General features: G+C 70.6%; 17 protein-coding genes and 1 pseudogene. 6 read left to right on the plus strand and 12 right to left on the minus strand.

Annotated features, from left to right (window positions below):
* Positions 1–298 precede the first annotated feature (298 nt).
* Positions 299–631, minus strand: a pseudogene (locus FH608_RS48830) (STAS domain-containing protein); the annotation flags it as partial.
* Between the two features lie 127 nt (positions 632–758).
* Here FH608_RS48830 and FH608_RS48835 point away from each other — a divergent pair.
* Positions 759–1,193 carry a helix-turn-helix domain-containing protein gene (locus FH608_RS48835; protein ID WP_139638058.1) on the plus strand — a complete coding sequence of 145 codons (435 nt, stop codon included), beginning with the start codon at positions 759–761 and terminating at the stop codon, positions 1,191–1,193.
* A 151-nt stretch (positions 1,194–1,344) separates the two neighbouring features.
* Here the strand turns inward: FH608_RS48835 and FH608_RS48840 are convergent, their stop codons facing one another.
* From FH608_RS48840 to nikB, 8 genes are read right to left on the minus strand one after another with little or no spacing between them, the layout of a single operon-like run.
* Positions 1,345–2,556 carry a phospholipase D-like domain-containing protein gene (locus tag FH608_RS48840; RefSeq protein WP_139638059.1) on the minus strand — a complete coding sequence of 404 codons (1,212 nt, stop codon included), beginning with the start codon at positions 2,554–2,556 and terminating at the stop codon, positions 1,345–1,347.
* Positions 2,557–2,600: 44 nt separating this feature from the next.
* Entirely contained in the window at positions 2,601–4,112 is a 1,512-nt protein-coding gene (locus FH608_RS48845) for an ABC transporter substrate-binding protein (RefSeq protein ID WP_139638060.1), read from the minus strand.
* A 41-nt stretch (positions 4,113–4,153) separates the two neighbouring features.
* Positions 4,154–4,948: an exonuclease/endonuclease/phosphatase family protein gene (locus FH608_RS48850; RefSeq protein WP_139638061.1), complete on the minus strand. Its 795-nt coding sequence runs from the start codon at positions 4,946–4,948 to the stop codon at positions 4,154–4,156.
* A gap of 15 nt (positions 4,949–4,963) precedes the next feature.
* A complete protein-coding gene (locus FH608_RS48855) occupies positions 4,964–5,626 on the minus strand; it encodes a histidine phosphatase family protein (RefSeq protein WP_139638062.1) in 663 nt (220 codons plus the stop codon).
* Positions 5,623–6,624 carry an ABC transporter ATP-binding protein gene (locus FH608_RS48860; protein ID WP_139638063.1) on the minus strand — a complete coding sequence of 334 codons (1,002 nt, stop codon included), beginning with the start codon at positions 6,622–6,624 and terminating at the stop codon, positions 5,623–5,625. Before FH608_RS48860 ends, FH608_RS48855 begins: the two co-directional genes overlap by 4 nt.
* A complete protein-coding gene (locus FH608_RS48865) occupies positions 6,608–7,612 on the minus strand; it encodes an ABC transporter ATP-binding protein (protein ID WP_139638064.1) in 1,005 nt (334 codons plus the stop codon). The genes FH608_RS48860 and FH608_RS48865 overlap by 17 nt, the downstream gene beginning before the upstream one ends.
* On the minus strand, positions 7,612–8,568 hold the full coding sequence (locus FH608_RS48870) for an ABC transporter permease (protein WP_139638065.1): 957 nt from the start codon (positions 8,566–8,568) through the stop codon (positions 7,612–7,614). Before FH608_RS48870 ends, FH608_RS48865 begins: the two co-directional genes overlap by 1 nt.
* A gap of 2 nt (positions 8,569–8,570) precedes the next feature.
* Positions 8,571–9,494, minus strand: a complete 924-nt coding sequence (nikB, locus tag FH608_RS48875) for a nickel ABC transporter permease (RefSeq protein WP_139638066.1) — start codon at positions 9,492–9,494, stop codon at positions 8,571–8,573.
* Between the two features lie 526 nt (positions 9,495–10,020).
* Between nikB and FH608_RS48880 the strand changes: the two genes are divergently transcribed.
* Genes FH608_RS48880 through FH608_RS48890 form a run of 3 tightly spaced genes read left to right on the plus strand, consistent with a single transcriptional unit; the run spans position 10,021 to position 12,471 of the window.
* On the plus strand, positions 10,021–10,983 hold the full coding sequence (locus tag FH608_RS48880) for a DUF6772 family protein (RefSeq protein WP_226900581.1): 963 nt from the start codon (positions 10,021–10,023) through the stop codon (positions 10,981–10,983).
* Between the two features lie 4 nt (positions 10,984–10,987).
* Entirely contained in the window at positions 10,988–11,323 is a 336-nt protein-coding gene (locus FH608_RS48885; RefSeq protein WP_139638067.1) for a hypothetical protein, read from the plus strand.
* 47 nt (positions 11,324–11,370) lie between these two features.
* Positions 11,371–12,471 (plus strand): LacI family DNA-binding transcriptional regulator, encoded by a 1,101-nt coding sequence (locus FH608_RS48890; RefSeq protein WP_139638068.1) that lies wholly within the window; start codon positions 11,371–11,373, stop codon positions 12,469–12,471.
* A 142-nt stretch (positions 12,472–12,613) separates the two neighbouring features.
* Here the strand turns inward: FH608_RS48890 and ilvY are convergent, their stop codons facing one another.
* Positions 12,614–13,489 (minus strand): HTH-type transcriptional activator IlvY, encoded by an 876-nt coding sequence (ilvY, locus tag FH608_RS48895; RefSeq protein WP_139638069.1) that lies wholly within the window; start codon positions 13,487–13,489, stop codon positions 12,614–12,616.
* An 87-nt stretch (positions 13,490–13,576) separates the two neighbouring features.
* On the opposite strand from ilvY, the gene FH608_RS48900 reads away from it, so the two are divergent.
* Complete coding sequence (locus FH608_RS48900; protein ID WP_139638070.1) at positions 13,577–15,046, plus strand: ketol-acid reductoisomerase; 1,470 nt, start codon at positions 13,577–13,579, stop codon at positions 15,044–15,046.
* A 176-nt stretch (positions 15,047–15,222) separates the two neighbouring features.
* Here the strand turns inward: FH608_RS48900 and FH608_RS48905 are convergent, their stop codons facing one another.
* The gene (locus FH608_RS48905) at positions 15,223–16,773 is read right to left on the minus strand and encodes a ricin-type beta-trefoil lectin domain protein (RefSeq protein WP_139638071.1); all 1,551 of its coding nucleotides are present in this window, start codon (positions 16,771–16,773) and stop codon (positions 15,223–15,225) included.
* 140 nt (positions 16,774–16,913) lie between these two features.
* On the opposite strand from FH608_RS48905, the gene FH608_RS48910 reads away from it, so the two are divergent.
* A complete protein-coding gene (locus FH608_RS48910; RefSeq protein ID WP_139638072.1) occupies positions 16,914–17,192 on the plus strand; it encodes a WXG100 family type VII secretion target in 279 nt (92 codons plus the stop codon).
* Between the two features lie 53 nt (positions 17,193–17,245).
* On the opposite strand, the gene FH608_RS48915 is transcribed toward FH608_RS48910, so the two are convergent.
* Positions 17,246–21,658 (minus strand): FtsK/SpoIIIE domain-containing protein, encoded by a 4,413-nt coding sequence (locus FH608_RS48915; RefSeq protein ID WP_139638073.1) that lies wholly within the window; start codon positions 21,656–21,658, stop codon positions 17,246–17,248.
* Positions 21,659–21,693 lie beyond the last annotated feature (35 nt).

A 21,693-nucleotide genomic window follows, 5' to 3' on the forward strand; every position in this document is an offset into this window, starting at 1 on the left:
CCGACTCCAAGCCCTTGGCTACAGCGTCACTGTCGAACCCGCCAACTGACCACGCATCACCCCGAAACGCCCGACCCTGCTGGCGTTCGCTGCCGCTTGCCCACTGAACCACCGATTTTCGGATCAGCATCCGGGGGAGAGGCCGGGCCTCCCTCCGTGGCGCGGACGCCAGTCGATGGCGCCGTGCCTGGACGCCGCGTGGTGATCCCGCTCAGGAGGCCAGGCCGTGCTCCCGGCACCACTCCGGGACGCTCTCCGCGCCGGCCTCGACCGCCTGACGCCAGTGCGGGTCGGCGGCGATCGCCTCGGAGACCGAGGGGTGGGGCGGCAGCACGGTGACGAGCCCCGTGATCCGGAAGATCCGCAGGATGCGCTCGGCGTCGGTGACGAGGGTGAGCGAGCCGCCCTGGGTGCGCTGCCGCTTGAGGCCGCCCACCAGGACGCCCAGCCCCGTCGAGTCGAGGAACTCGACCTGGCCGAGGTCGGCGATGACGTGGCGGACGCCCTTGCCCGCCAGGTCCACCAGCCGCTGGCGCAGCTGCGGAGCGGTCTCCACGTCGATCTCGCCCGCGACCTTGAGCACGGCGCAGTCGCCGATGGGGCCGATCACCGCTGTTTGGAAGTCTCGCATGAAGCGACACCCACTTGTCATTGTCGAGCGTGACATGTAACTCTGTAGCGGTACAGTAGCGGTTGGCGAGGACCGCTGTCAATGGGTATGAATCTCTGTCATTGCCTACGATGACACTGGGGGATGGATGCGGGTGGAAGAGGCCATCGGCCGGCAGATCGCGCGGCTGCGCGCGGAGCGGCGGCTGTCACTGACGGAGCTGGGGGAGGCCCTGGGGCGCTATCTCGACCGGCCGTGGAGCAGGCAGGCCGTCCACCAGGCCGAGCGAGGGCAGCGTTCGTTCACGGCCGCCGAGCTGACCGGTCTCGCCCTGGCTCTGGACACGTCCATCCCGGCGCTGTTCCGGGTGGAGGAGGGCGGGGTGGAGCTGCCCGGCGGTCCCGTCACGCGCGAGGACTACCGGGGCGTGCTGCTGAACAGGGAACGCGAGTCGCCCCTGGACGGGGTGGAGGAGCTGATCGTCGCGCTGCACGACATCGAGGCCGTCCTGTCCCGGCCCGCGCTGGCCCGGCTGGCACGGATCGGGGCGGCGGCCGAGGAGGTCAGCGGCCCCGCCTCGTGAGCGCACTCCGGGGGGCGTTCGCGGCGACGTCCCTGTCGACGAGCCGGCCCGTGGAGGTGCGGGCCCGCATGTCCGGTGGTGTGAGAGGAGGGTGAGGCGACCTCACCCTCCTCCTCGGTTCTCCTGCTTTCCAGCGACTACTTTCCAGCGACTACTTTCCAGCGACCACGCCGACCTCCCACAACCGTGCGAAGTTGGCGGCGTACGCCTCGACGATGTTGTGCTCGGAGACTTCGACCATCGCCTCGTCGTTGCGTCGCAGCGAGGTGGCGTTGAAGTTGTGACTGCCGGTCATCACCCAGCCCCGCCCGGAACCGCGGCCGGTCGGGTCGGTGACCACGATGTACTTGGAGTGGACGCGGCCGGCAGGGGTCGAGCCGTCGAGCACCCGCCGCTGCACACCGGCGGCGTCCAGCGCCGCGGTGACCGCGTCGTCGGCCGGGCCGTGCACGACGCGTACCTGGCATCCCGCGGTCACCAGCGCCGCGAGTTCGTCGACGATCGCGAGCCGGGTGGCGTCCCACTCGGACTGGCCGATCTCGACCCGGGTGCGGCCCTCGGTCTTGCAGCCGACCTGGGCGAGTCGCTGGGCGATCGGGTCGCGGTCGGCGACCGGGTAGAACTGGGCGGTGACCTGGCCGCCCCGCATGCCCGTGGTGACGGTGGTGTCGTAGTCGGGGTTCTGCACCTCGGCGGCGAGGTCGTCGAAGTACTTTCCGTATCCCTTGAAGAGTTTGTGGTTGCCTGGCAGCACGACCAGGTTGTTCCAGTAGCTGGTGGAGTTGACGTCGGTGATGTTGTTCGAGGCCTGTACGACGACGTCATGTCGTCCGCCGGTCTCCGAGAAGAGCGAGAACTTGTTGTGCATGCCTTTGGTGCCCTGGCAGGAGGTGGTGTTGCCTTCCGGGCTCACGTGGCTGCAAACGTGCACCCATGAGGTGGCCGACTCGTCGGTGCCGAGGGTTCGGATCAACTCCGCGGCGGCAGGTTTGTCGATCTGCCAGCCGTCGATGACGATGCGTACCTCGACGCCGCGGCGGTAGGCGTCGAGCAGCACCGCTGCGTAATCGTCGCCGGCATCGCCCGAGACGACGAACTCGGCGATCTCGATCGAGGACCCGGCCGGGGCCTGCTTGATCAGCGAGCAGATCCGTTCCACGACCGCGGTCGCGGCGCCGGCGACGGGGTCGTTGAAGGCGGCGCCGGTCTCGACCGGCACCTCGGCGGCGTTGCGGCAGGCGCTGCGGGCGGGCTCGGTGAGGGAGGCCTGAGCGGTGGGGACGGCGATCATCGGCCCGTACATGGCGGTCAGGGCGGTGAGGCCGGCGAGTACGGCAGGGCGGAGTGAACGGATTCGAGGCATGGAGGTCTCCAGCGATGGGGGGGTTGGACGGACGGCTCCAGCAGCTATCCGACGGACACCTGCGAGAAGTCCGGCCGCCCGCTGACCGGCATCTCCATTCCCTTGACGTTGTCGCGGACGGCGTAGTTGTTCTTCAGATCCACCGGGAAGATGCCGACCGCGTCATCCCAGATGATCTTGTCGGCCTGCGCGTACAGCGCCTTGCGCTCGTCCTGGTCCAGCGATGCGCGCGCCTTGGCCAGGATCGAGTCCAGATCCTTGTTGCAGTAGCCCATCCGCTTCGCGTCACAGGTGTAGAGCCGGTTCAGGGTGAAGTCGGCGTCGCCGGTACCGGTGGTGTTGGTCTGCAGGTTCATGTCCCACTTCAACGCGCCGAAGTCCTTGAGCCAGGTCGCCCGCTCCTTTTCCTGCGGCTGCACCTTGATGCCGACCTTTTCCCAGGACGAGATGAACGCCTGGGCCATGGCCCGGATGTTCGGCCCGCCCGCCAGCGGCCACTGGATCGTGGTGTTGATGCCGTTGGGATAGCCGGCCTCGGCGAGCAGTTTCTTGGCCAGATCCGGGTCGTAGGAGTACGGCTCCAGCTGGGTCGATCCGAAGACCGACTGGGTGATCGGCGACCGGGCCACGGTGCCGAGGTCTCCGAACAGGTCTCCGACGACGCTCTTGATGTCGATGGCGTGCAACATGGCCTGGCGCACCTTGACGTTGTCGAACGGCTTGTTGTTCTGGTTGAACCAGATGAAGTAGTAGTTGTAGCTCGGGCCGGTCCCGTACTTGATTCCGTCCACGCCGGACACCTCGGCCACCTGGTCCGGCGGGATCGACGCGAGAACGTCCACCTCGTCGTTGTTCAGCGCGGTGATCCGGGCCGAGATTTCCGGCATGTTGAGGATCTCCAGCTTCGCCACCTTGGCCTTGGCGCCCCAGTACGTGTCGTTGCGGCTGAGCACCACTTTGTCGTCGGGGCTGAACGAGTCGAACGTGAACGGTCCGGTGCCGATCGGCTTCTGCCAGTACGCGTCGCTGTTGACCTTGTCACCCTGGCCGATGAACACCAGGGACAGGGTGCTGGGCAGGGTGCCCAGCGGTGCCGAGGTGTGGAACGTCACCGTGTGGTCGTCGGTGGCGTCGATCTCGGTGATGGAGGCGAGCAACGGGGTCAGCGACGCCTTGAGGCTGATCAGCCGCTCCACGGACGCCTTGACGTCCTTGGCGGTGAAGGCGCTCCCATCACTGAAGGTCACCCCGTCGCGAAGGTGGAACACCCACGTTTCCTCGTCGGGGCTCTCCCATGACGTGGCCAGCTTCGGGCTCGGCTGTCCGTCCTTCATGACGGTCAGCGTCTCAAGCCCCTGCTGGACGGTGGTCTGGACCGCCTCTTCCGCGGGGTACTGCTGGACATCGAGCGATACGGGGAACAGTTGTGGCGCGTAGCGCAGCACCTGGTTCTCGCTGTCGGAGCTGCCGGCGTCGCCGGAGCCGCCACAGGCCGCGAGGCCCATAACAAGGGCCACTGCGACGAGGCAGCCCTTGGCCCGGGATCGTGCAATCATTGCCTCTCTCCTTGGTTGGTTCCAGCTGGTGCCGCGGCCGCTCACGCCGTCGTGGACGGCAGGGTGAAGGTCGCCGCGACGGGCTTGTGGTCCGACGGGGCGTTCCCTGCCGAGAAGAACTCGACGACCTCGCTGGCCCGGGTGGCGATCGGGCCTCGGGAGAAGATCCAGTCGATGGCCTTGGACGGGGACCCCAGTGGGGAGAGGCGCGTTCCGCGGTCGGTGACGAACGGCAGCGGTGCCACGGGGTGGGTGACCGGCGACGTGCGTCCCAACGCGCTGAACGAATCGAGAAAGCCGCCGTTGCCGAGCACCCACAACGGCTGCCCGATGTCGTTGATGTCCACCGTGAACAGGCAGGCCTCGTCGCCGGCGATCTCATCCAGGGCCGTGACCACCTGCTCCGCCTGTCCGGTTCGCAGATTGCGGCGATCCGCCCGCTCCTGTGCGTGGCCAGGCCAGGTCAGGTGTGCGGTGGAGAACACCAGCGGCCGTGCGTCGCCGGCCCGGGGCCGCAGCCGCACCCAGAACAGTCTGGCGTCGGTGTCGAGGATGCCGACGTCCCGTGTCCCGTACTCCACGAGGTCGAACAGTTCCTGGCGCCACCACAGATTGCTCTGCGTGCCCCATCCGGGGAAGTCGTCGTGCACCCGTGCGTGTCCGGGCAGCGCCTCGTCCACCACCGCGCGCGAGCGAGGACGAAGCTCCTGGGTGGCCAGGAGATCGGGCGGCCGGATGGAGAACAGGTCGCGGATCGCCGGCTCCCGCTGCTCCAGATGCGCGTCACCCCACAGGTTGTAGGTCATCACAACGAAGGTGAACGATCCGGTCAGCATGGTGATCCTCTCGATTCAGTCGGCGCGCGTGGCGCGCGCGGCGCGGGCGGTCGGCGAGTTGTACTCGACCACCGAGTTGTTCTTCTGTTCGCCCGCGTAGCCGATGACCGTCAACGAGGCGTTCACCGGCGGGGCGAAGGAGAGGTGGCCGGGCATCGGCAGGCCAAGCGCGGCGGCGGCTGCCACCCGGATCGGACCGCCGTGGGTGAACACGACGACGGTCGCGCCCCCGTCTGCGCCGCCGGCCGCCATGGTCGCGACGTCGACGAGCGCCTGCCACACCCGCCGGCGCAAGTCGGCGAACGTCTCGCCGCCGCCGCGCCGCAGGTCGGCCCCCCGGCCGATCTCCGCGAGATCATCGGGGTACTCCTCGGCGATCTCGGTGAAGGTACGGCCGGCCCAGCTGCCGATGTCGGCCTCGCGCAGCCGGACGTCCTGCTTGGCATCGAGGTCGAGGTGGCGCAGGTACGCCTTCGCCGTGTCCCAGGCCCGCGGCAGATCGCTCGAGACGACCAGATCGGGCGTTCCGAAGCGGGCCAGGAGTTCGGCCGCGGCCACCTCGGCCTGCTCCACACCGGCGGCGGTGAGCCCTGAGTCGGCCTGTCCCTGGTAGCGCTCCTCGACGTTCCACACCGACTCGCCGTGGCGGACGAGGATCAGGCGGACCCGCCCGCTCATGCCGGCACCGTCATCTCGGGGAAGTGGCACGCGGACGAGTGGCCGCCCAGCCGATCGGCGAGCGCGGGCTCCTCCGTGGCGCACCGCTCCTGCGCCTTCCAGCACCGGGTCCTGAACCGGCAGCCGGACGGCGGCGACACTGGCGAGGGGATGTCCCCGGTGAGCAGGATCTGCTTGCGCTGTGGCGCGGCCCAGGGGCGGGGGACCGGCACCGCGGACAACAACGCCTGCGTGTACGGGTGCACCGGAGCGGTGAAGATCTGCTCCGTCGTCCCTGTCTCCACGACCTTCCCGAGATACATGACGGCCACCTCGTCACTGATGTGCCGCACCACGGACAGGTCGTGGGCGATGAACAGGAAGCTGAGGCCCAGTTCGGCCTGCAGGTCGACGAGCAGGTTCAGGACCTGCGCCTGCACCGAGACGTCCAGTGCCGACACCGCCTCGTCGCAGATCACCAGCCGCGGTCGTAGCGCCAGGGCGCGGGCGATACCGACGCGCTGGCGCTGCCCGCCGGAGAACTGGTGCGGGTAGCGGTCGGCGTGGTCCGGGTTCAGCCCGACCCTGGCCAGCAGGTCCTTCACCTCGGTGGCCCACCGGTTGCGGGGCACCACGCCGGGGTTGACGAGCCATGCCTCGCTGATGATCTGTTCGACGGTGAGCCGGGGATTCAGCGACGCGTACGGATCCTGGAAGACCATCTGCATCTGCCGGCGCGCCTGCCGCAGGTCGGCCCCTGGCAGGGTCAGCAGGTCCCGGCCGTCGAAGAGCACCTGGCCGGACTCCGGCGGCGCCAGGCCGATGACGGTTCGCGCCAGCGTCGTCTTGCCCGAGCCCGACTCGCCGACCAGGCCCAGCGTCCGGCCCGCGGGCAGGTCGAACGAGACGCCCGAGACGGCCTGGACGGTGCCCACCTTGCGCCGCAGCAGGGCGGAGCGGATCGGGAAGCCGGTGTGCAGGTCTCTTACCGACAGCAGCGGGTCAGCCGGGGACGACATCGGCGACGACCTCCTTCGCGTGGTGGCAGGCGGCTCGATGCGACTCGGGCCGCGCGGGTACCGGCATCAGCTCCGGCCGCTCGGTGCCACAGATGCCGGTGGCGAACTCGCACCGGGGCCGGAACGCGCAGCCCGCGGGCGGCCGCATGAGGTCCGGCGGCGAACCCTTGATGGGCGCCAGCCGTTCGCGGGGGCCGTCCAGCGCCGGGATCGAGGCCATCAGGCCGCGGGTGTACGGATGCCCGGTCGTTTCGTAGACCTCGCGCAGCCCTCCGGTCTCCGCCACCCGGCCGGCATACATGAGCATGACCCGGTCGGCGACGCCGGCCACCACGCCGAGGTCGTGGCTGATGAGGATCATCGCCATGCGGTGTTCCGCCTTGAGCTCGGCGAGCAACGCCATGACCTGTGCCTGGACCGTGACGTCCAGGGCAGTGGTGGGTTCGTCGGCGATGAGCACACGGGGCTGCAGGGCGATCGCCATCGCGATCATCACCCGCTGCCGCATGCCGCCGGAGAACTGGTGCGGATAGTCGTCGACCCTGCGGGCGGCCGCCGGGATGCCCACCCGGTCCATCAGCTCGATCGCCTTGCGTCGCGCCTCGGAACGGGAGGCGCCACGACGGCGCCGGAACAGTTCGCCGATCTGCGCGCCGACCCGGAACACCGGGTTGAGGGAGCTGAGCGGGTCCTGGAACACCATGGCCAGTTCGGTCCCGTTGAGCCGGCGGGTCTCGGATCGCGGGCGGGCCAGCAGATCCGTGCCGTCATAGAGGATCCGGCCGCCGCTCACCTGTCCCGCCGGTCGCGGAACCAGCCCCATCAGGGCCTGGGCGGTGACGCTCTTGCCGCTGCCGGTCTCGCCCAGGATGGCCAGGGTCTCCCCTTCGGCCAGGTCGAAGCTCACCTGGTCGACGGCGGTGACGGTCCCTGCCCGGGTGCGGAAGCGCACCGTCAGGTCCTGCACCGACAACAGCGGGTTGTCCATCACATGCTCCTCAGCCGCGGATCGAACCGGTCGCGCAGCGCGTCACCCAGCACGCCGAAGCTGATCACCAGGATGGCCAGGCCGATGCCGGGGATCGTTGAGATCCACCACGCGTTGGACAGGTAGTTCCGGCCGTTGGCGATGGTCATTCCCCAGCTCGGCGTGCTGGCCGGGGTGCCGAGGCCGAGGAAGCTCAGGGAGGCCTCGGCCAGGACCACGTGCCCCAGCTCCACGGTCGCGACCACCAGGATCGGCGCCATCATGGACGGCAGGATGCTGCGGGTCACCAGGTGCCAGGTCCGCGCGCCGAGGGTACGGGTGGCGTCGACGAAGTCCCGGTTCTTGAGCCCGAGCACCTGGCTGCGGGTGACCCGGGCGAACGTCACCCAGTTGGAGATGGCAAGGACGATGACGACGTTCCCCACGCTGGGCCCGAGGATCGACGCGACGAAGATCGCCAGCAGGATCGACGGGAAGGTGAGCTGAACGTCCGCCAGCCGCATGAGCACCGCGTCCAGCCAGCCGCCGAAGTACCCGGCGGCGATGCCTGTGGTGACGCCGATGACACCGGCCAGCACCAGGGTCGCCACCCCGACGGTTATCGACACCCGAGCGCCCTGCATCATCTGGGCGAGCACGTCCTGACCGACCTGGTCGGTGCCGAAGACGGCGGTGTGCCCGCCCGGCAGCAAGGTGCCGGGCGGCTTCAGCCGGGAGCCGAGGTCGGTGGCGACCGGGTCGTACTTCAGCAGAATCGGCCCCACCACCGCGGCAACCACGTACAGCGCGATCACCGACAACGAGGCGATGATGCGCACCTGTCCGATCTTGCCCCGTGTCCTGCCTGCCGTCGGGCGGCCGGCGTCATCGGGCGGCAGATCACCGGCCGGCCCGATCGGGTCGTCGGCCGCCTCGCCGGCGCTCTGCGGCAGCACTTGCTCGGTTGGCCTGTCCATCGTCACCGTCCCAGCCGTATGCGCGGGTCGAGGTAGCCGTACATGACGTCCACGACCAGATTGATCAGGACGAAACCGCCGGCGATCAGCAGGATCGCGGCCTGCACCACGTTGTAGTCGCGGGCCGAGATGGAATCGATGAGCAACCGCCCGACTCCGGGCCAGGAGAAGACCGTCTCGACGATGACCGCGCCGCCGAACATCTTGCCGAACTCCAGACCGGCCACCGTCACGATCGGGATGAGCGCGTTGCGGATGGCGTGCAGGAAGATCACTAACCGCTCGGACAGGCCCTTGGCCCGCGCGGTCTGGATGTAGTTCTCGTGCACGACGTCGAGCAGGCCGCTACGGGTCAGCCGGATCAGGATCGCGACGACCGGCAGGGCGAGGGTGACCCCGGGCAGGACCAGCCGGTCGAATCCACCGTGACCGCCGCTGGCGAACACGTGCAGCTGTCTGGCGAACACCAGGATGAACATGATCCCGATCCAGAACGACGGCATGGACTGCGAGAGCAGCGCGAACACCGAGACCACGCGGTCTGCCAGGCGGTTCACCCGTAGCGCGCCGACGACGCCGAGTGAGATCCCGAGCACCAGGCCGATCACCATCGCCACGGCGGCCAGCTGGAGGGTGAGCGGGAACTTCCCCATCACCAGGCCCATGGCGTCACCGTGGTAGCGGTAGGAGTCGCCGAAGTCGAGCCGGACCACATCGCTGAGATAGATCCCGTACTGCACCACCAGCGGGCGGTTCAGGCCCATCCGCTCGCGCAGCTGCGCGATCTCGTCCCGGGTGGCATCGGAGCCGAGGATGAGCTGGGCCGGATCACCGGGGACCAGGCGGAGCACCAGGAACACGATGGTCACGGCGCCCCACAACACGAAGACGGCGAACAGTGTGCGCCGGATGAGGTACGCGGTCATGGCCGGTCCGATCGCTGTCGGTCGGCATCCCGTTTCAGCATCGACGGGCAACTCCAGGTAGAGCCATGACGCCGTTGGCGTCTGGCGGTGACGGCTTTGGTGTTGGGGGTGGGCCGATATCCGAGCCAGCCGGTCTTGAAGGGGGCGATCCGCAGGGGAGGCGAGCTATCAGCCGCGTTGGAGCGACAGGTTGACTGTCTGAAACATTAACGTTAATGCGATTGCCCGCTGATGCTAGGTCGGCGGGCCTTGGCCGTCAAGGGTCTGGCCGGCATCTCCTGCCCGGCAGGCATACCGGACAGGCCGACCACAATGCGCTTGACCAGTGAAGACAGCGCGTCGGAACAGTGCGGCACGACGTTCGGCCAGGGGCGGGGACCGGCGGCGGCGGCTACCGGGACGGTTGACAGTCACGGAACATTAACGTTAATGTCCCGAACGCAACCGTATGACTTACTCCGGTCGATCATCTGGCGTAGACATTCGCCACTCGGCATTGCCTAAACCCTTTTCAGGAGAATCCGGCATGACCACGATGGAGCGGCCCGATTTGGCCGCAGAACTTCGCGCCGCCATTTTGTCGGCCGACCCGAGATTGTCGAAGTTCTCGCCGCTTCGGCGCATTCTGACCTACGACGACTTCAACTCCGGCGCCCACGGCTGGACCGAACTACTGGGCAATTACAACGGCAACGGCGATCTCTCCACGGTCGATGACCACATGCGAGACTTCCGCCCGCCGCAGCTCTCGAACTGCACCTTCTTCGATATCGGCAGCCATGGCGCGATGACCGGGTCGTATGCGCTCAAGCTGGCCACCCGGGCCTACCAGGGGCACACCGCCACCGCCATCCGGCGGCTCACCATGAGCGGGCGCGGCCTGCTGCAGATCGAGGCGTACTTCACCTTCAAGGCCGAGGCGACCATCGACGGCAGCGCGGGTGACCAGTTCGGAGACATCACCTGGGACGGCAACCTGCACCCGTCGGAAGCGCAGTTCGGCTGCTTCACCGTGGCGACCGACCTGTGCGGCGACGGCGGTCTGCGCTATCACACGGTGGCCCGCTACCTGAACACCACGCTGGACAACAATCTGTCCCGGCAGTGGGTGTACCCGATCGTGCCGGAACCGACGCCGCGTGAGCACCTCGAGGGCAAGGTCAAGCTGGCCTACGGAGCCGACTTCACCGCACCCGACCCGAAGGACTGGCATCCGTTCGGCGAGCCCCAGGAGCTCTGCTACAACGAGGTGCCCACGAAGGTCAACTGGCACTACCTGCGCTGGGTCATCGACACCGCCGCAAGACGTAACGTCGAGCTGCAGGTCAACGATCGAACCATGGATATGTCCGCTGTGCCGGTCCCGCCGTACAAGGAGCGCTACGACTCGCTGGAGAACCTGCTGAATTTCTACTTCTCAGTGCGGACCCACTCGACGGTCCGCAACTTCCTGTTCCTCGATTCGGTACTCATTTCCACGGAGTGGTGACGTTATGCGGCAGGTACAGACGGCGGTCCTCGAACGGGACACGACGTTCGTCTCCGACTTCGCGACGGAACCGTACGAAGTGGCGTGGGCCGGTGAGGCGCGGTGGTTCGTCCACACCCTTGCGGCGTCCGGCGACGACACCGAGGTACGGCTGGTCACCCAGATCTCGCCGGACGGCCTGACCTGGTGCGACCTCGACGGCCACGAGCATGTCGTGACCGGTCCCGGTCTGGTGACCTGGCCGGTCGGCCAGTTCGGCCAATGGCTGCGGTTGCGTGGCACCGTGGCGGGCCAGAGCCCGTCGACGACCATGCGCATCTATCTCACCGTCAAGAGCTGAGCAGCGGCCACGGAGTCACCGGGGGCGAGCGAGAGAAGGGCACGCGGATGGCTGGGGCTCGGCGTCACACCCTGCGGGACATCGCCGCGGCGTTGAACCTGTCGGTCAACACCGTTTCGCGTGCCCTTTCCGGAAAAGACGGCATAGGGGAGAAGACCAGGGCACGGGTACGCGCCGAGGCGGAGCGGGTCGGTTACGTGCCGAACTCCGTGGCCAGGTCGCTCGTCCTGGGCTCGGCGATGACCTTCGGCCTCGTCATCACCAACCCGTCCAACCCGTTCTACGCCCAGCTGATCTCCAGCATCGAGTTGCGCGCCCGGACGCACGGATATTCGCTGCTGCTGATGGTGACCGACGAATCGGAGGAGAACGAGACGCGCGCCGTGGAGTCGCTGCTGCGATCCTCGGTGGGCGGATCGATCGTCGTCCCGGTGCAAGCGAGCGCCGATCCGTGGCGGCGGCTCAGCACGGTCGGCGTGCCCACCGTGCTGCTCAACCGGGACCTGCCCGATCTGGGCTACCGCTTCGTCGGCACCGACAACGAGCTCGGCGGCTACCGCGCCACCGAGCACGCGATCTCCCGTGGCGCCCGCTCGATCGTGGTGCTTGAGGAGGACCTGCCGATCACCACCATCGCCGACCGGATCGCCGGCTTCCGCCGGGCCATGGCCGAGGCCGGCCTGTCCGTGCCGCGCGGCAGCATCATGCGGGTCCCCACCCGCCGGCACGAGCAGGCCGCCCTGCCGTGGCAGCCGCAGCAGGCCTACCAGGTGGCGCGCCGGATGTTGCGCCGGGCCAGGCTGCCTGACGCGGTCGTGGTCGGCAACGACTACTTCGCGCTCGGCCTGTACCGCGCGCTGGAAGTGCGCGGCCTCAAGGTGCCGGACGACATGATGGTGATCGGTTACGGCGACCACCCCTACTCCGCGTTCCTGTCGCCACCGCTGACCACGGTCCGGCTGCCCGCGGAGGAAGTCGGCAACATCGCGGTCGACCTGCTCCTCGAGGAGATAGCCGGCGGCCGGAGCGCCCGCCCGTTGAAGCAGCTGATCGCACCCACGCTGGTGGAGCGGGAGTCGACCGATCGCACCACCTCCGGCCGTACCTCCAGCGCTGCGAAGAACGACTCCGGCATGACCTCGCGATAGGCGGCCCGCCAGGTGGCGATCAGCGAGCGAAGCCGCCCCGGTGAACATTGCGTCGCGGCGGCCGCGCGAGGCCTTCCGCGAGGCAATCCCGCCCCGGTTTCGTCGCGTGCTCGACTGCGGCTGCACGAGCGCCTCCGGAACCTCACCCGGTTCTTCCCGGGCCGGCGGTCAGGCTCCACAGCGCCGCCACCACCGGCCGCCGCAGATCCGCCCGCCGCACGCACAATCCCACCTTCAGCGGTGCCGGCGCCGGATCCGCCGCCACCACCCGCACCCGGTCGCGCACCCCACTGTTCTCCAGCACCATGCGCGGTACCACTCCCGTCCCGTAACCGAGCGCGACCAGGGCCAGCAGCGCCTCATGCCCCTCCGGCTCGGCCACCACCTCAGGCCGCCACGGCAGCCGCGCCCGCAACCACCGGTCGGCCGCCTCCCGCACCAGCCCGCGCCGCGGCAGCACGAACGGCCCCTCCAGCCCGCGACCCTCCAGGGCTCCATGCGGGCCGGTGACGAACACGAGCTCGGTGACCGCGACCGTCCGGCTCACCAGTGACGCCGGCAGCCGGGCCGGGATCGCCGCCACCGCCGCGTCCACCTCCCCCTCGTCCAGCCGCGCCAGCGCCGCCGCCGCGTCCCCCGTCCGCAGATCGACCCGGATGCGCGGATGCGCCGCCCGGAACGGCGCCAGCAGGTCCGGCAGCAGCGCCTGGCAGGCCGTCACCGTCGCGAACACCCCCAGCCGCCCCGACAGCTCCCCCGGATCGACGTCCCCCTGCCGGTAGGCGTGCCACAGGTCCAGCGCCGCCACCGCGTACTCGCGAAAGCGTCGGCCCTCGGCCGTCAGCGCGACTCCGCGCGGCCCTCGGTCGAACAACCGCTGCCCCAAGCGCGCCTCCAGCCGCTGCACCAGCCTCGTCAGCGTCGCCGGGCTCACGTGACAGTCCTGGCTCGTCCTGCCGAAGCTCAGCGTCTGCGCCAGGTGCAGGAACACCCGCAGCTCACGATGATCCTCCACCACGCCCCCAAGGGTGTTCCGCTTCCTGCAACGACCCGCTGCACATGTTGCGCTTGCCGCTGGACAGGAGCGGATCCTACAACTACAGGCATGTCCACCAACGTGTTCACCTCCGCCGTCTTCCCCCTCCAGACCATGGACGTGCCCGGCGGCGCGGAAACGGTCCTGCCCGGCGGACGCCATCTGTTCGGCCTGCTGCCCGCCGCGTTCGCCGGCGTCCGCCGCATCGGCGTGATCGGCTGGGGCCCGCAGGGCCGCGCCCAGGCGTGCAACCTGCGCGACTCTCTCGCCGGCACCGGCATCACCGTCGCCGTCGGCCTGCGCCCCGGCTCCGCGTCCGCCGCCGACGCCCGCGCGCACGGGTTCACCGAAGACGACGGCACGCTCGGCGACTGGCTCGCCATCACCGCCGAGGCGGACCTGGTCATCCTCCTCATCGCCGACGCCGCGCTCGCCGCCCACCACGAGAAGATCTTCGGCGCGCTGCGCCCCGGCGCGGCCATCGGACTGTCCCACGGGTTCCTGCTCGGCCACCTGCGCACCACCGGCGGTGGCTTCCCCGCCGGGCACGACGTCATCGCCGTCTGTCCCAAAGGCATGGGCGACTCCGTACGCCGCCTGTACCAGCAGGGCGCCTCCGTCAACGGCGCCGGCATCAACGCCAGCTTCGCCGTGCACGCCGACCACAGCGGCCGCGCCGTCGACCTCGCGCTCGGCTGGTCGGTCGCCCTCGGCTCTCCCTACACCTTCCGCACCACCCTGGACAGCGAATACCGGTCCGACATCGCCGGCGAACGCGCCATCCTCCTCGGCGCCGTCCACGGCCTCGTCGAGTCCCTCTACGGCCACTACCGGCTGGCCGGCGACGATCCCCTAGCCGCCTACGAACACTCCTGCGAGGCCATCACCGGCCCCATCCGCGCCACCATCTCCCGCTCCGGCCTCACCGCCGTCCGCGAGCAGCTCGACGGCCCCGGCCGCGACACCTTCGACCGCGCCTACACCGCCGCCTACGGCCCGTCCAGAGAGCTGATCGCCGAAATCTACGACGAGGTCGCCGACGGCACCGAGCTGCGCAGCGTCATCCTCGCCGAGCGGCGCCTGGCCGACCGGCCGATGAGCCGGATCAGCGGCTCACCCATGTGGGCGGCGGGGGACGCGGTACGGGCCCGGCGCGCCGGGCGGCAGGCGGCGGCCGAGCCGTTCACGGCCGGACTGTTCGTGGCGACGATGATGGCGCAGGTGGACGAGTTCGCCGAGCGCGGGCACCCCTGGTCGGAGATCGTCAACGAGTCGATCATCGAGGCCGTCGACTCGCTGCTGCCGTACATGCACGCCCGCGATGTGGCGTACATGGTGGACAACTGCTCGCGCACCGCCCGGCTCGGGGCGCGCCGGTGGGGGCCGCGCTTCCAGGCCGCCTACGAGCAGATCGCTTTCCCCGCAGCGGCCGGCCCCGCCGACGGCGAGCTCCTGGCGGCCTTCACCGGCCATCCGGTCCACCAGGCGCTGGCCGCCGCCGCGAAACTGCGGCCGTCGGTGGACATCCACGTGACCTGACCCCTCACGGCCTGTACCCCGGGCCTGGCCTCGCGCGGGAGGTTCAGGCCACACGCGGCAGGCCACACCCGCCGTCGATACCCGATCCGCTATGCGGGTGTTCCAGCGCTGACGGTCGAGGAGGTCAGCGGCCCCGCCTCGTGAGCGCGCCCCGGGGTGCGAGCGCGGCGACGTCCCTACTGAATGATCCACTGCTGGTCGCGCCAGCTGGGGTTGCACTTCCACAAGGTCGCCGACTTGCCCGCCTTGGCCTCGCTGTGCGCGATGACCAGGCACAGGCCCGTGGAGGCGTTCACCAAGCGCCCGCCCTGGTGGGTCCAGTACTGCACGGCGCCGCCGTTGCACGGGTTCTGCACGGCCGCGCTGCCCGGCGTGCCGTAGCCCTTGCCCAGGCACATCCCGGTCGCCTTGTTGACGAGCTGGCCGCCCTTGCGGATCCACTGCTGCTCGGGGCCGTTGGTGCAGGTCCACTGGATCGCGTTCTGGCCCGCGACGGCCTGGCCGTGCCCGACGGCCAGGCACAGGCCGGTCGCGCGGTTCCTGACCGTGACGGTCTGCTGCTCCGGCGTGGGCGTGGGCCGGTCGCTCTCCTTGGACTGCGCCGGGGTGGGCCGGACGGTCCTGGTCACCGTGGGCCTCGGCTTGGGGGTGCGCTTCCTCCTGGTCTGCGTGGGCTGTGGCTGCGGGTAGACCGGGACCTGGACTGTCACGGTGGGGTTGGCGACGGGACGCTTGCGCTTCTTCTTCGTGGGGCTCGGCGTCGGCGTGGGAGTCGGTGTGGGGGTCGGCGTGGCGGGCGGGCGCGCGTTGTTGGCGGCCAGCAGCGCGGTCTTGGGCGCCGGCTCCTCCTGGCCCAGCAGCAGCCATCCGGCGACCACGCCGATCACCGTCACCACCGCGATCCCGGAGATGACGGGCACCCGCAGGTCGTGCTTCTTCCTGGGCGCGGGCGGCCGTACCTGGGGCTGCTTCAGCGCGCCCCGCGCGGGCGGGGACGGCGTGCCGCTGATCAGCAGTTGCTGCGCGTACTGCGCGGTCGGGCGGGCGGCCGGGTCCTTGGCCAGGCAGGCGGCCACGACGTCGCGCAGCGCGCCGGACAGCGCGCCCAGGTCGGGCTGGGCGCGCAGGATGCGGTCGAACACCGCGGCGGGTTCGCCGTCGCCGAACGGCGGCCGTCCCGTCGCGGCGTGGACGATCGTGCAGGCCCAGGCGAACATGTCGCCCGCCATGGTGAACTCGTCGGCGGCCACCTGCTCGGGCGCGGCATAGGCCGGCGCTCCGCCGCGCGCGAGGCCGAACCCCGTCACGACCGGGCCCTCCGCGCCGTGGATCACGTTACCGGGATGCAGGTCCCCGTGGACGATCGCGGCGCCGTGCAGCGCGCCGAGCGCTGTCAGCGTCCTGACCGCGAGCTGGTCCAGCTCGTGCCCGCCGCGCGGTCCCTCGACCGAGACCAGCTCGGCGACGGACGGGCCGGGCACGAACTCGCTGGCCACGAACGCCCATTCCCCCGCGGCGTCCACCGTGCGGCCGACCTCGACCACCCGGGCGGTGCAGAGGGGCGGCAGCCGGGCCAGCAGGTCGTATCCGCCGACCGGCAGGAACGCGTGGATCGCCACCGGCAGCCCGTCGCCCCGCCGCCCGTAGAAGACGCGTTCGCCCAGCCGCCCTTCGAGCCGGTACGCCCCCATCACGGCAGGGTCGCTGCCGCGTAATGCCTGCATCATCGCCAGCACCTCCGGAGCGCCAAAGATTAGCAACAAATGCGGTCCAAGTGGCCAATGTTGACAAACGCCGTCAAATGTGAGCGTGATGCCTTTATTGTTGGGCCCTGCGGATCACGACCCATGGTTTGGAAGGGACAAATATGCCACCCAGGCTTGGCGCGACTCCCGAGGCGCTCGAGACGATGGGCAAGACGTTCGCCCAGCAAGGCGAGGCGGCGCAGGCGATGAAGTCGGCGCTCGACGCCCAGGTCCAGCAGATCCCCGACGTCTGGTCCGGCGGCAACGCGGAGAAGTTCAAGGCGTCGTGGGAGACCTACAAGAAGTCGTTCGACAATCTCCAGCGCGACCTCCAGGAAGCCCAGCAGGGCATCCAGAAGCAGAAGGCGGCGCTCATCGCCACCATGGGCGGAGGCGGCTGACCAGCGCATTCAGGAAAAGAAGGCGGCGGACGCAGTCCGCCGCCTTCTTCCGTTCAGGGCTTGGCCACCTGGACGCGCTCCCACGCGCCGCCGCGGAACAGCAGGCCCCGGCCGGGCGGGCCCGTCCCGGTGGCGAGGCTGCGCGGCAGCTGCACGCCGAACAGGTCGCCCTGGCCCGCCTGGTTGGGCCGCAGCAGCAGCCCCGACCGGGTGCGCTTCATGGCCACGATCGGGCCCGTGTACATGCCGTCGAGGTCATCGACGTTGCCGGCGCCGATCACCAGGTTCCCGCTGTCTCGCGACTCGCCGACGTGGTCCACGATCCAGTCCGCGAGCGGGCCGGAGTTCCCGAGCAGCTCCAGGTCGTCGATCAGCACCGCGCAGCGGCCCGGCGCGGAGGCGGCCTGCCGTACCCGCTCGGCGTCGGCGTCACCGCCGAAACACCCCCGCACCCCGGCGCGGCCGGCGAGGTCGCGCAGCGGGCTCAGGCGCGGGGTGAGGAGCACCGCCTCCCATCCGTGCGCCAGCAGGTACGTGAGCATGGTGCACAGCGTGGTGCTCCTGCCGGACTTCGGCGTCCCGGCCACCACCAGCCCGGGGCCGTCCTCGGCCGTACGCAGGAACCGCGCGCCCAGCGCGTCGCCGCCCACCCCCACGACCACCGCGTCCGGCGGCGGCGCGGGGTCGGCCAGCGCCAGCGTCTCGGCCAGCGTGATGCCCGACGGCAGCGCGTCCACCCGGAAGGGGCGCCGGTGCGGCGGCAGGCTCGCGTGCCGGCTCTTGGCGGTCCGCGCCACCTGGTGCAGCGCAGCGACCTGGGCGGTGCCGGCCGGATCGGGGTCGAGCAGCACCACCTGCACCTCCCGCAGGTCCGCCGCCGAGCGGAACGCCCGGCCGGGAGGCATGTGCTCGGGCACGTCCCTGGTCTTCATGCCGACGTAGGTGTAGTCGGTGGGGTCGGTGAGCTTGAGCACCAGCCGGTCGTCGAAGAGCGTGGCGATCCGGCCGATCAGCGTGCTGCGATCGCCCGAGAGGACCACCTTCACCCCGGCGCCCGGCCCCTCCTGGAAGATCTGCATCCACTGGTCGATCAGCACCCCGTGGTCGACGGACTCGAACGCCGCGTGGAAGCCCTCCCAGCGGTCGAAGAGCACGAGCACGTACGGCAGCCGCTCCTGCGGCCCCACCGCGGCGCGCTGCTCGGTGACGTCGGCGAAGCCCTGCGCCGCCAGCGCCTGCTGCCGCTCGAAGATGATCTCCAACAGGCGCTTGGTGAGGCGTCCCAGGCGGTCGGGCGAGTCGCGGCCGACGACCGCGCCGCAGTGCGGCATCCCTGCCAGGGGCAGCAGGGCGTTGTTGCCGCAGTCCACGCCGTACAGGTGGACGTCCTCGGGCCCGCACAGCAGCCCGGCCGACGCGGCGATCGCGCGCAGCACGGTAGAGCGCCCCGTACGCCCGCCGCCCACCACGAGCAGATGACCGGCCCCGGCCAGGTCGTAGTACTCGGTCCGGCGCCGCTGCTGCGAGGGCAGGTCGGCCAGGGCGAACGGCAGCCGCAGTGCCCGCCCCCGAGCCGGCTGCTCGGAGGGCAGGCCGGGCGGCAGCTCGGACATCGTGACGAGCTCCGGCAGCGGGGGCAGCCACGGGCTGCGCGTACGCTCCAGGCCGAGCCGCGCCGCCGCCGCGCTGACCGCCTCCACCAGCACCGACAGGTCGGTCAGCATGGTCGCGTCGTCCTCGTCGTCGTCCGCCGCGGCCGGCAGCGCGACGCCCAGGTCCCGCCAGGCGACCGGATCGACGCGCACCTCCCGGGCCGTGGCCGTCCCCTGGCCGGGACGCCGCCCGCCGATCCGCGCCGACTGCACCGCGTGCAGCGAGGAGGCTCCCGACCTGATGAAGCAGCGTCCCGGGGTGGTCTTCGAGATCGCGGCGGCGTTGCGGGAGTTGATGACGTCCATCGACTCCTCGTTGCTCGTCACGCGCAGCGCGATCCGCAGGTTCGTGTTGGCCGCGATGTCCGGCGTCACCACGCCGCCGGGGCGCTGCGTGGCCAGGATCAGATGCACGCCCAGCGAGCGGCCCCGGCGGGCGATGTCCACCAGGCCGAGGATGAAGTCGGGCAGCTCGGACACCATCGCCGCGAACTCGTCGATGACCAGGAGGAGGCGGGGCATCGGCTCCAGGGGCCGGCCCGCGTCGCGGTAGTCGTTGTAGTCCTCGATGTCCTTGGCGTCGGCCCTGAGCAGGAGGTGCTCGCGCCGCTTCAGCTCGGCGGCCAGGGATTCCAGGGCCCGCTCGGTCAGGTGGCCGTCCAGGTCGGAGACCATGCCGACGGTGTGCGGCAGCTTGGCGCAGTCCTTGAACGCGCTGCCGCCCTTGTAGTCGATGAGCACGAAGTTCATCTCGTCGGGCCGGTTGTGCACCGCCAGCGAGGCGATCAGGGACTGCAGCAGCTCCGACTTGCCCGCGCCCGTCGTGCCGGCGATCAGCCCGTGCGGCCCGTCCAGCCGCAGGTCCACGCTGTACAGGCCCTCCGCGCCCACACCGATCGGCACCCGCGTCGTGCGGCCCCTGCCCCAGAGGGTGTGGATCTGCTCGGGGCGCGGGTTGGGCAGGCCGAGCAGGTCGAGCAGCCGGACGGCCGGCGGGATGACCGAGTCGGCGTCCTCGCGGCCCAGATCGCGCAGGGGCGCGATGGCGCGGGCCAGCCGGTCGCACCACTCCGCGCTCACCAGGTCGCCGATGGCCTCGGGCGGCACGTCGTGCTGGGCGGCGCCGCGCAGCCGTACCAGGCCGGGGCGCTCGTGCTCGCAGACGGCCACGACCGTGCACTCCTCGGGCAGCAGCCGCTGGTCGTCGTCCACGCACACGGCGTACACGCCGACCGTCGGCCCGAGCTGCAGGATCTGCGGGACTCCGGGCAGCCCGCGCAGCGCGCGGGCGCCATCCAGGACCACGAGCACGTTGTACGGTCGCGCGCTGGCGTACCCGGCGGAGGCCGCCGGGTCGAAGGCGAACGGCTGACCGGCGTCCGGGCTCGCGTGGCGTTCCCTGCGGGCGTTGATCTTGCCGATCAGCTCGCCGACGCGCCGCGCGGCCGAGTCGGGATCGTTGCCCACCAGCGCCACGCACTCCTCGCCCTCGCGGGGCACGCAGTGCGGCAGCCAGCGGACCCAGTCCCAGTGCGCCGCGCCGTACGGGTCGGCGCTGAGGACCACGATGGCGAGGTCGCGCGGGCTGTGCAGGGCCGCGGCCTGGGCGACGAGCCAGCGGGCGAGCGAGCGGGAGGCCGCCGGTCGGCCGGTGAGACCCACGACCCCGGCCCGCGGCAGCGGCACCACCAGCGGCACCGCGTGTGACACCGGGACGGCGGGGTGCTCCTTCACGGTGGACGGGACGCCCGGCTCGGGGACGAGCTCGATCTTGGACGGCAGGTCGGCGAGCCCGACCCGCAGGTGCAGGGTGTCCGGATCGTGCAGGCGGCGCTCCCACAGGCGCTGGCGGGGGCCGACGGCGTGCAGGAACACCTCGCCGGGGTCGGGGAACTCGGCCCGCCGGTCGCGCTGGTCGGTCCTGCGCAGCTCCTCCAGCCGCTGCTCGAAGGCGGCCATGCGGGCCTGGTACTCCTTCATGGCCTGGCGGTACTGCCTGCGCCCGTAGCGCCGGTCGCTCCACCACTGCGCGAGCATGGTGAGCGGCGTCAGGAGCGCCATGAGCAGGAACCAGGGGGTGGACAGGGCCACGGCCATGACCACGCCGCCCGCCCCGAAGATCACGCTGGCCAGCAGCTGGAGGCGGTGATAGTCCTGCCGGGCCGGGTGGCTGGGCACCTCGATCGTGTGCACGAGGGCCGGCTTGTTGAGCCGCGGCGGCCGGTTGTAGGCCAGGTTTCCCTCCGGCATGACGCTCACGTGGGCGTCGGGGGGAGCGGGCAGGGCCAGTGTGAGGAGTGTCGCCCCGGCCTTGAGGACGCCGCCGACCGGCCACGGGACGGGTTCGTAGAGCCGCTCGCCGTCCAGCGTGACGCTCTCGGCCATCGGGGCCACCACGACGCCCCCGGCCTCGACCCGTAAGTCCGCCACGCAGTCGGGAGCGCTCGGGTCGTCGACCGTGATCGTGCACCATCGGCCGGAGCCGACCGTGGCCGTCCCGTAGGGCAGGCGGTGCACGCCGCCGGCGGACGGGCCGCCGCTGACGCGCACCTCGGCGACGCCGGCGGGCTGGTCGCCCTTCCTGGTGGCGGTGGCCGCCGTGGCGGTGAAGGCGACGACGTCGCCGTCGCGCAGTGCCGCGGCCACGGGGGCGTCCGGGCGCAGCGGCACGCCTCCGGCCCACAGGCCCTGCGCGGGGACGCGCAGGTTGCTCCGCAGGGCGAGGACGAGCTGGCCCACGGTGGTGCTCTCGTCGCCGCTGATCACCACGTTCTGGAGCCCCTGGCTGGTCAGCGCGCTGAGGGAGAGGCGCATCAGCAACACCACCCATGGTTCGCTTTCGGCACTGA

The organism is Nonomuraea phyllanthi, assembly GCF_006334985.2.
GTDB classification, from domain to species: Bacteria; Actinomycetota; Actinomycetes; order Streptosporangiales; family Streptosporangiaceae; genus Nonomuraea; species Nonomuraea phyllanthi.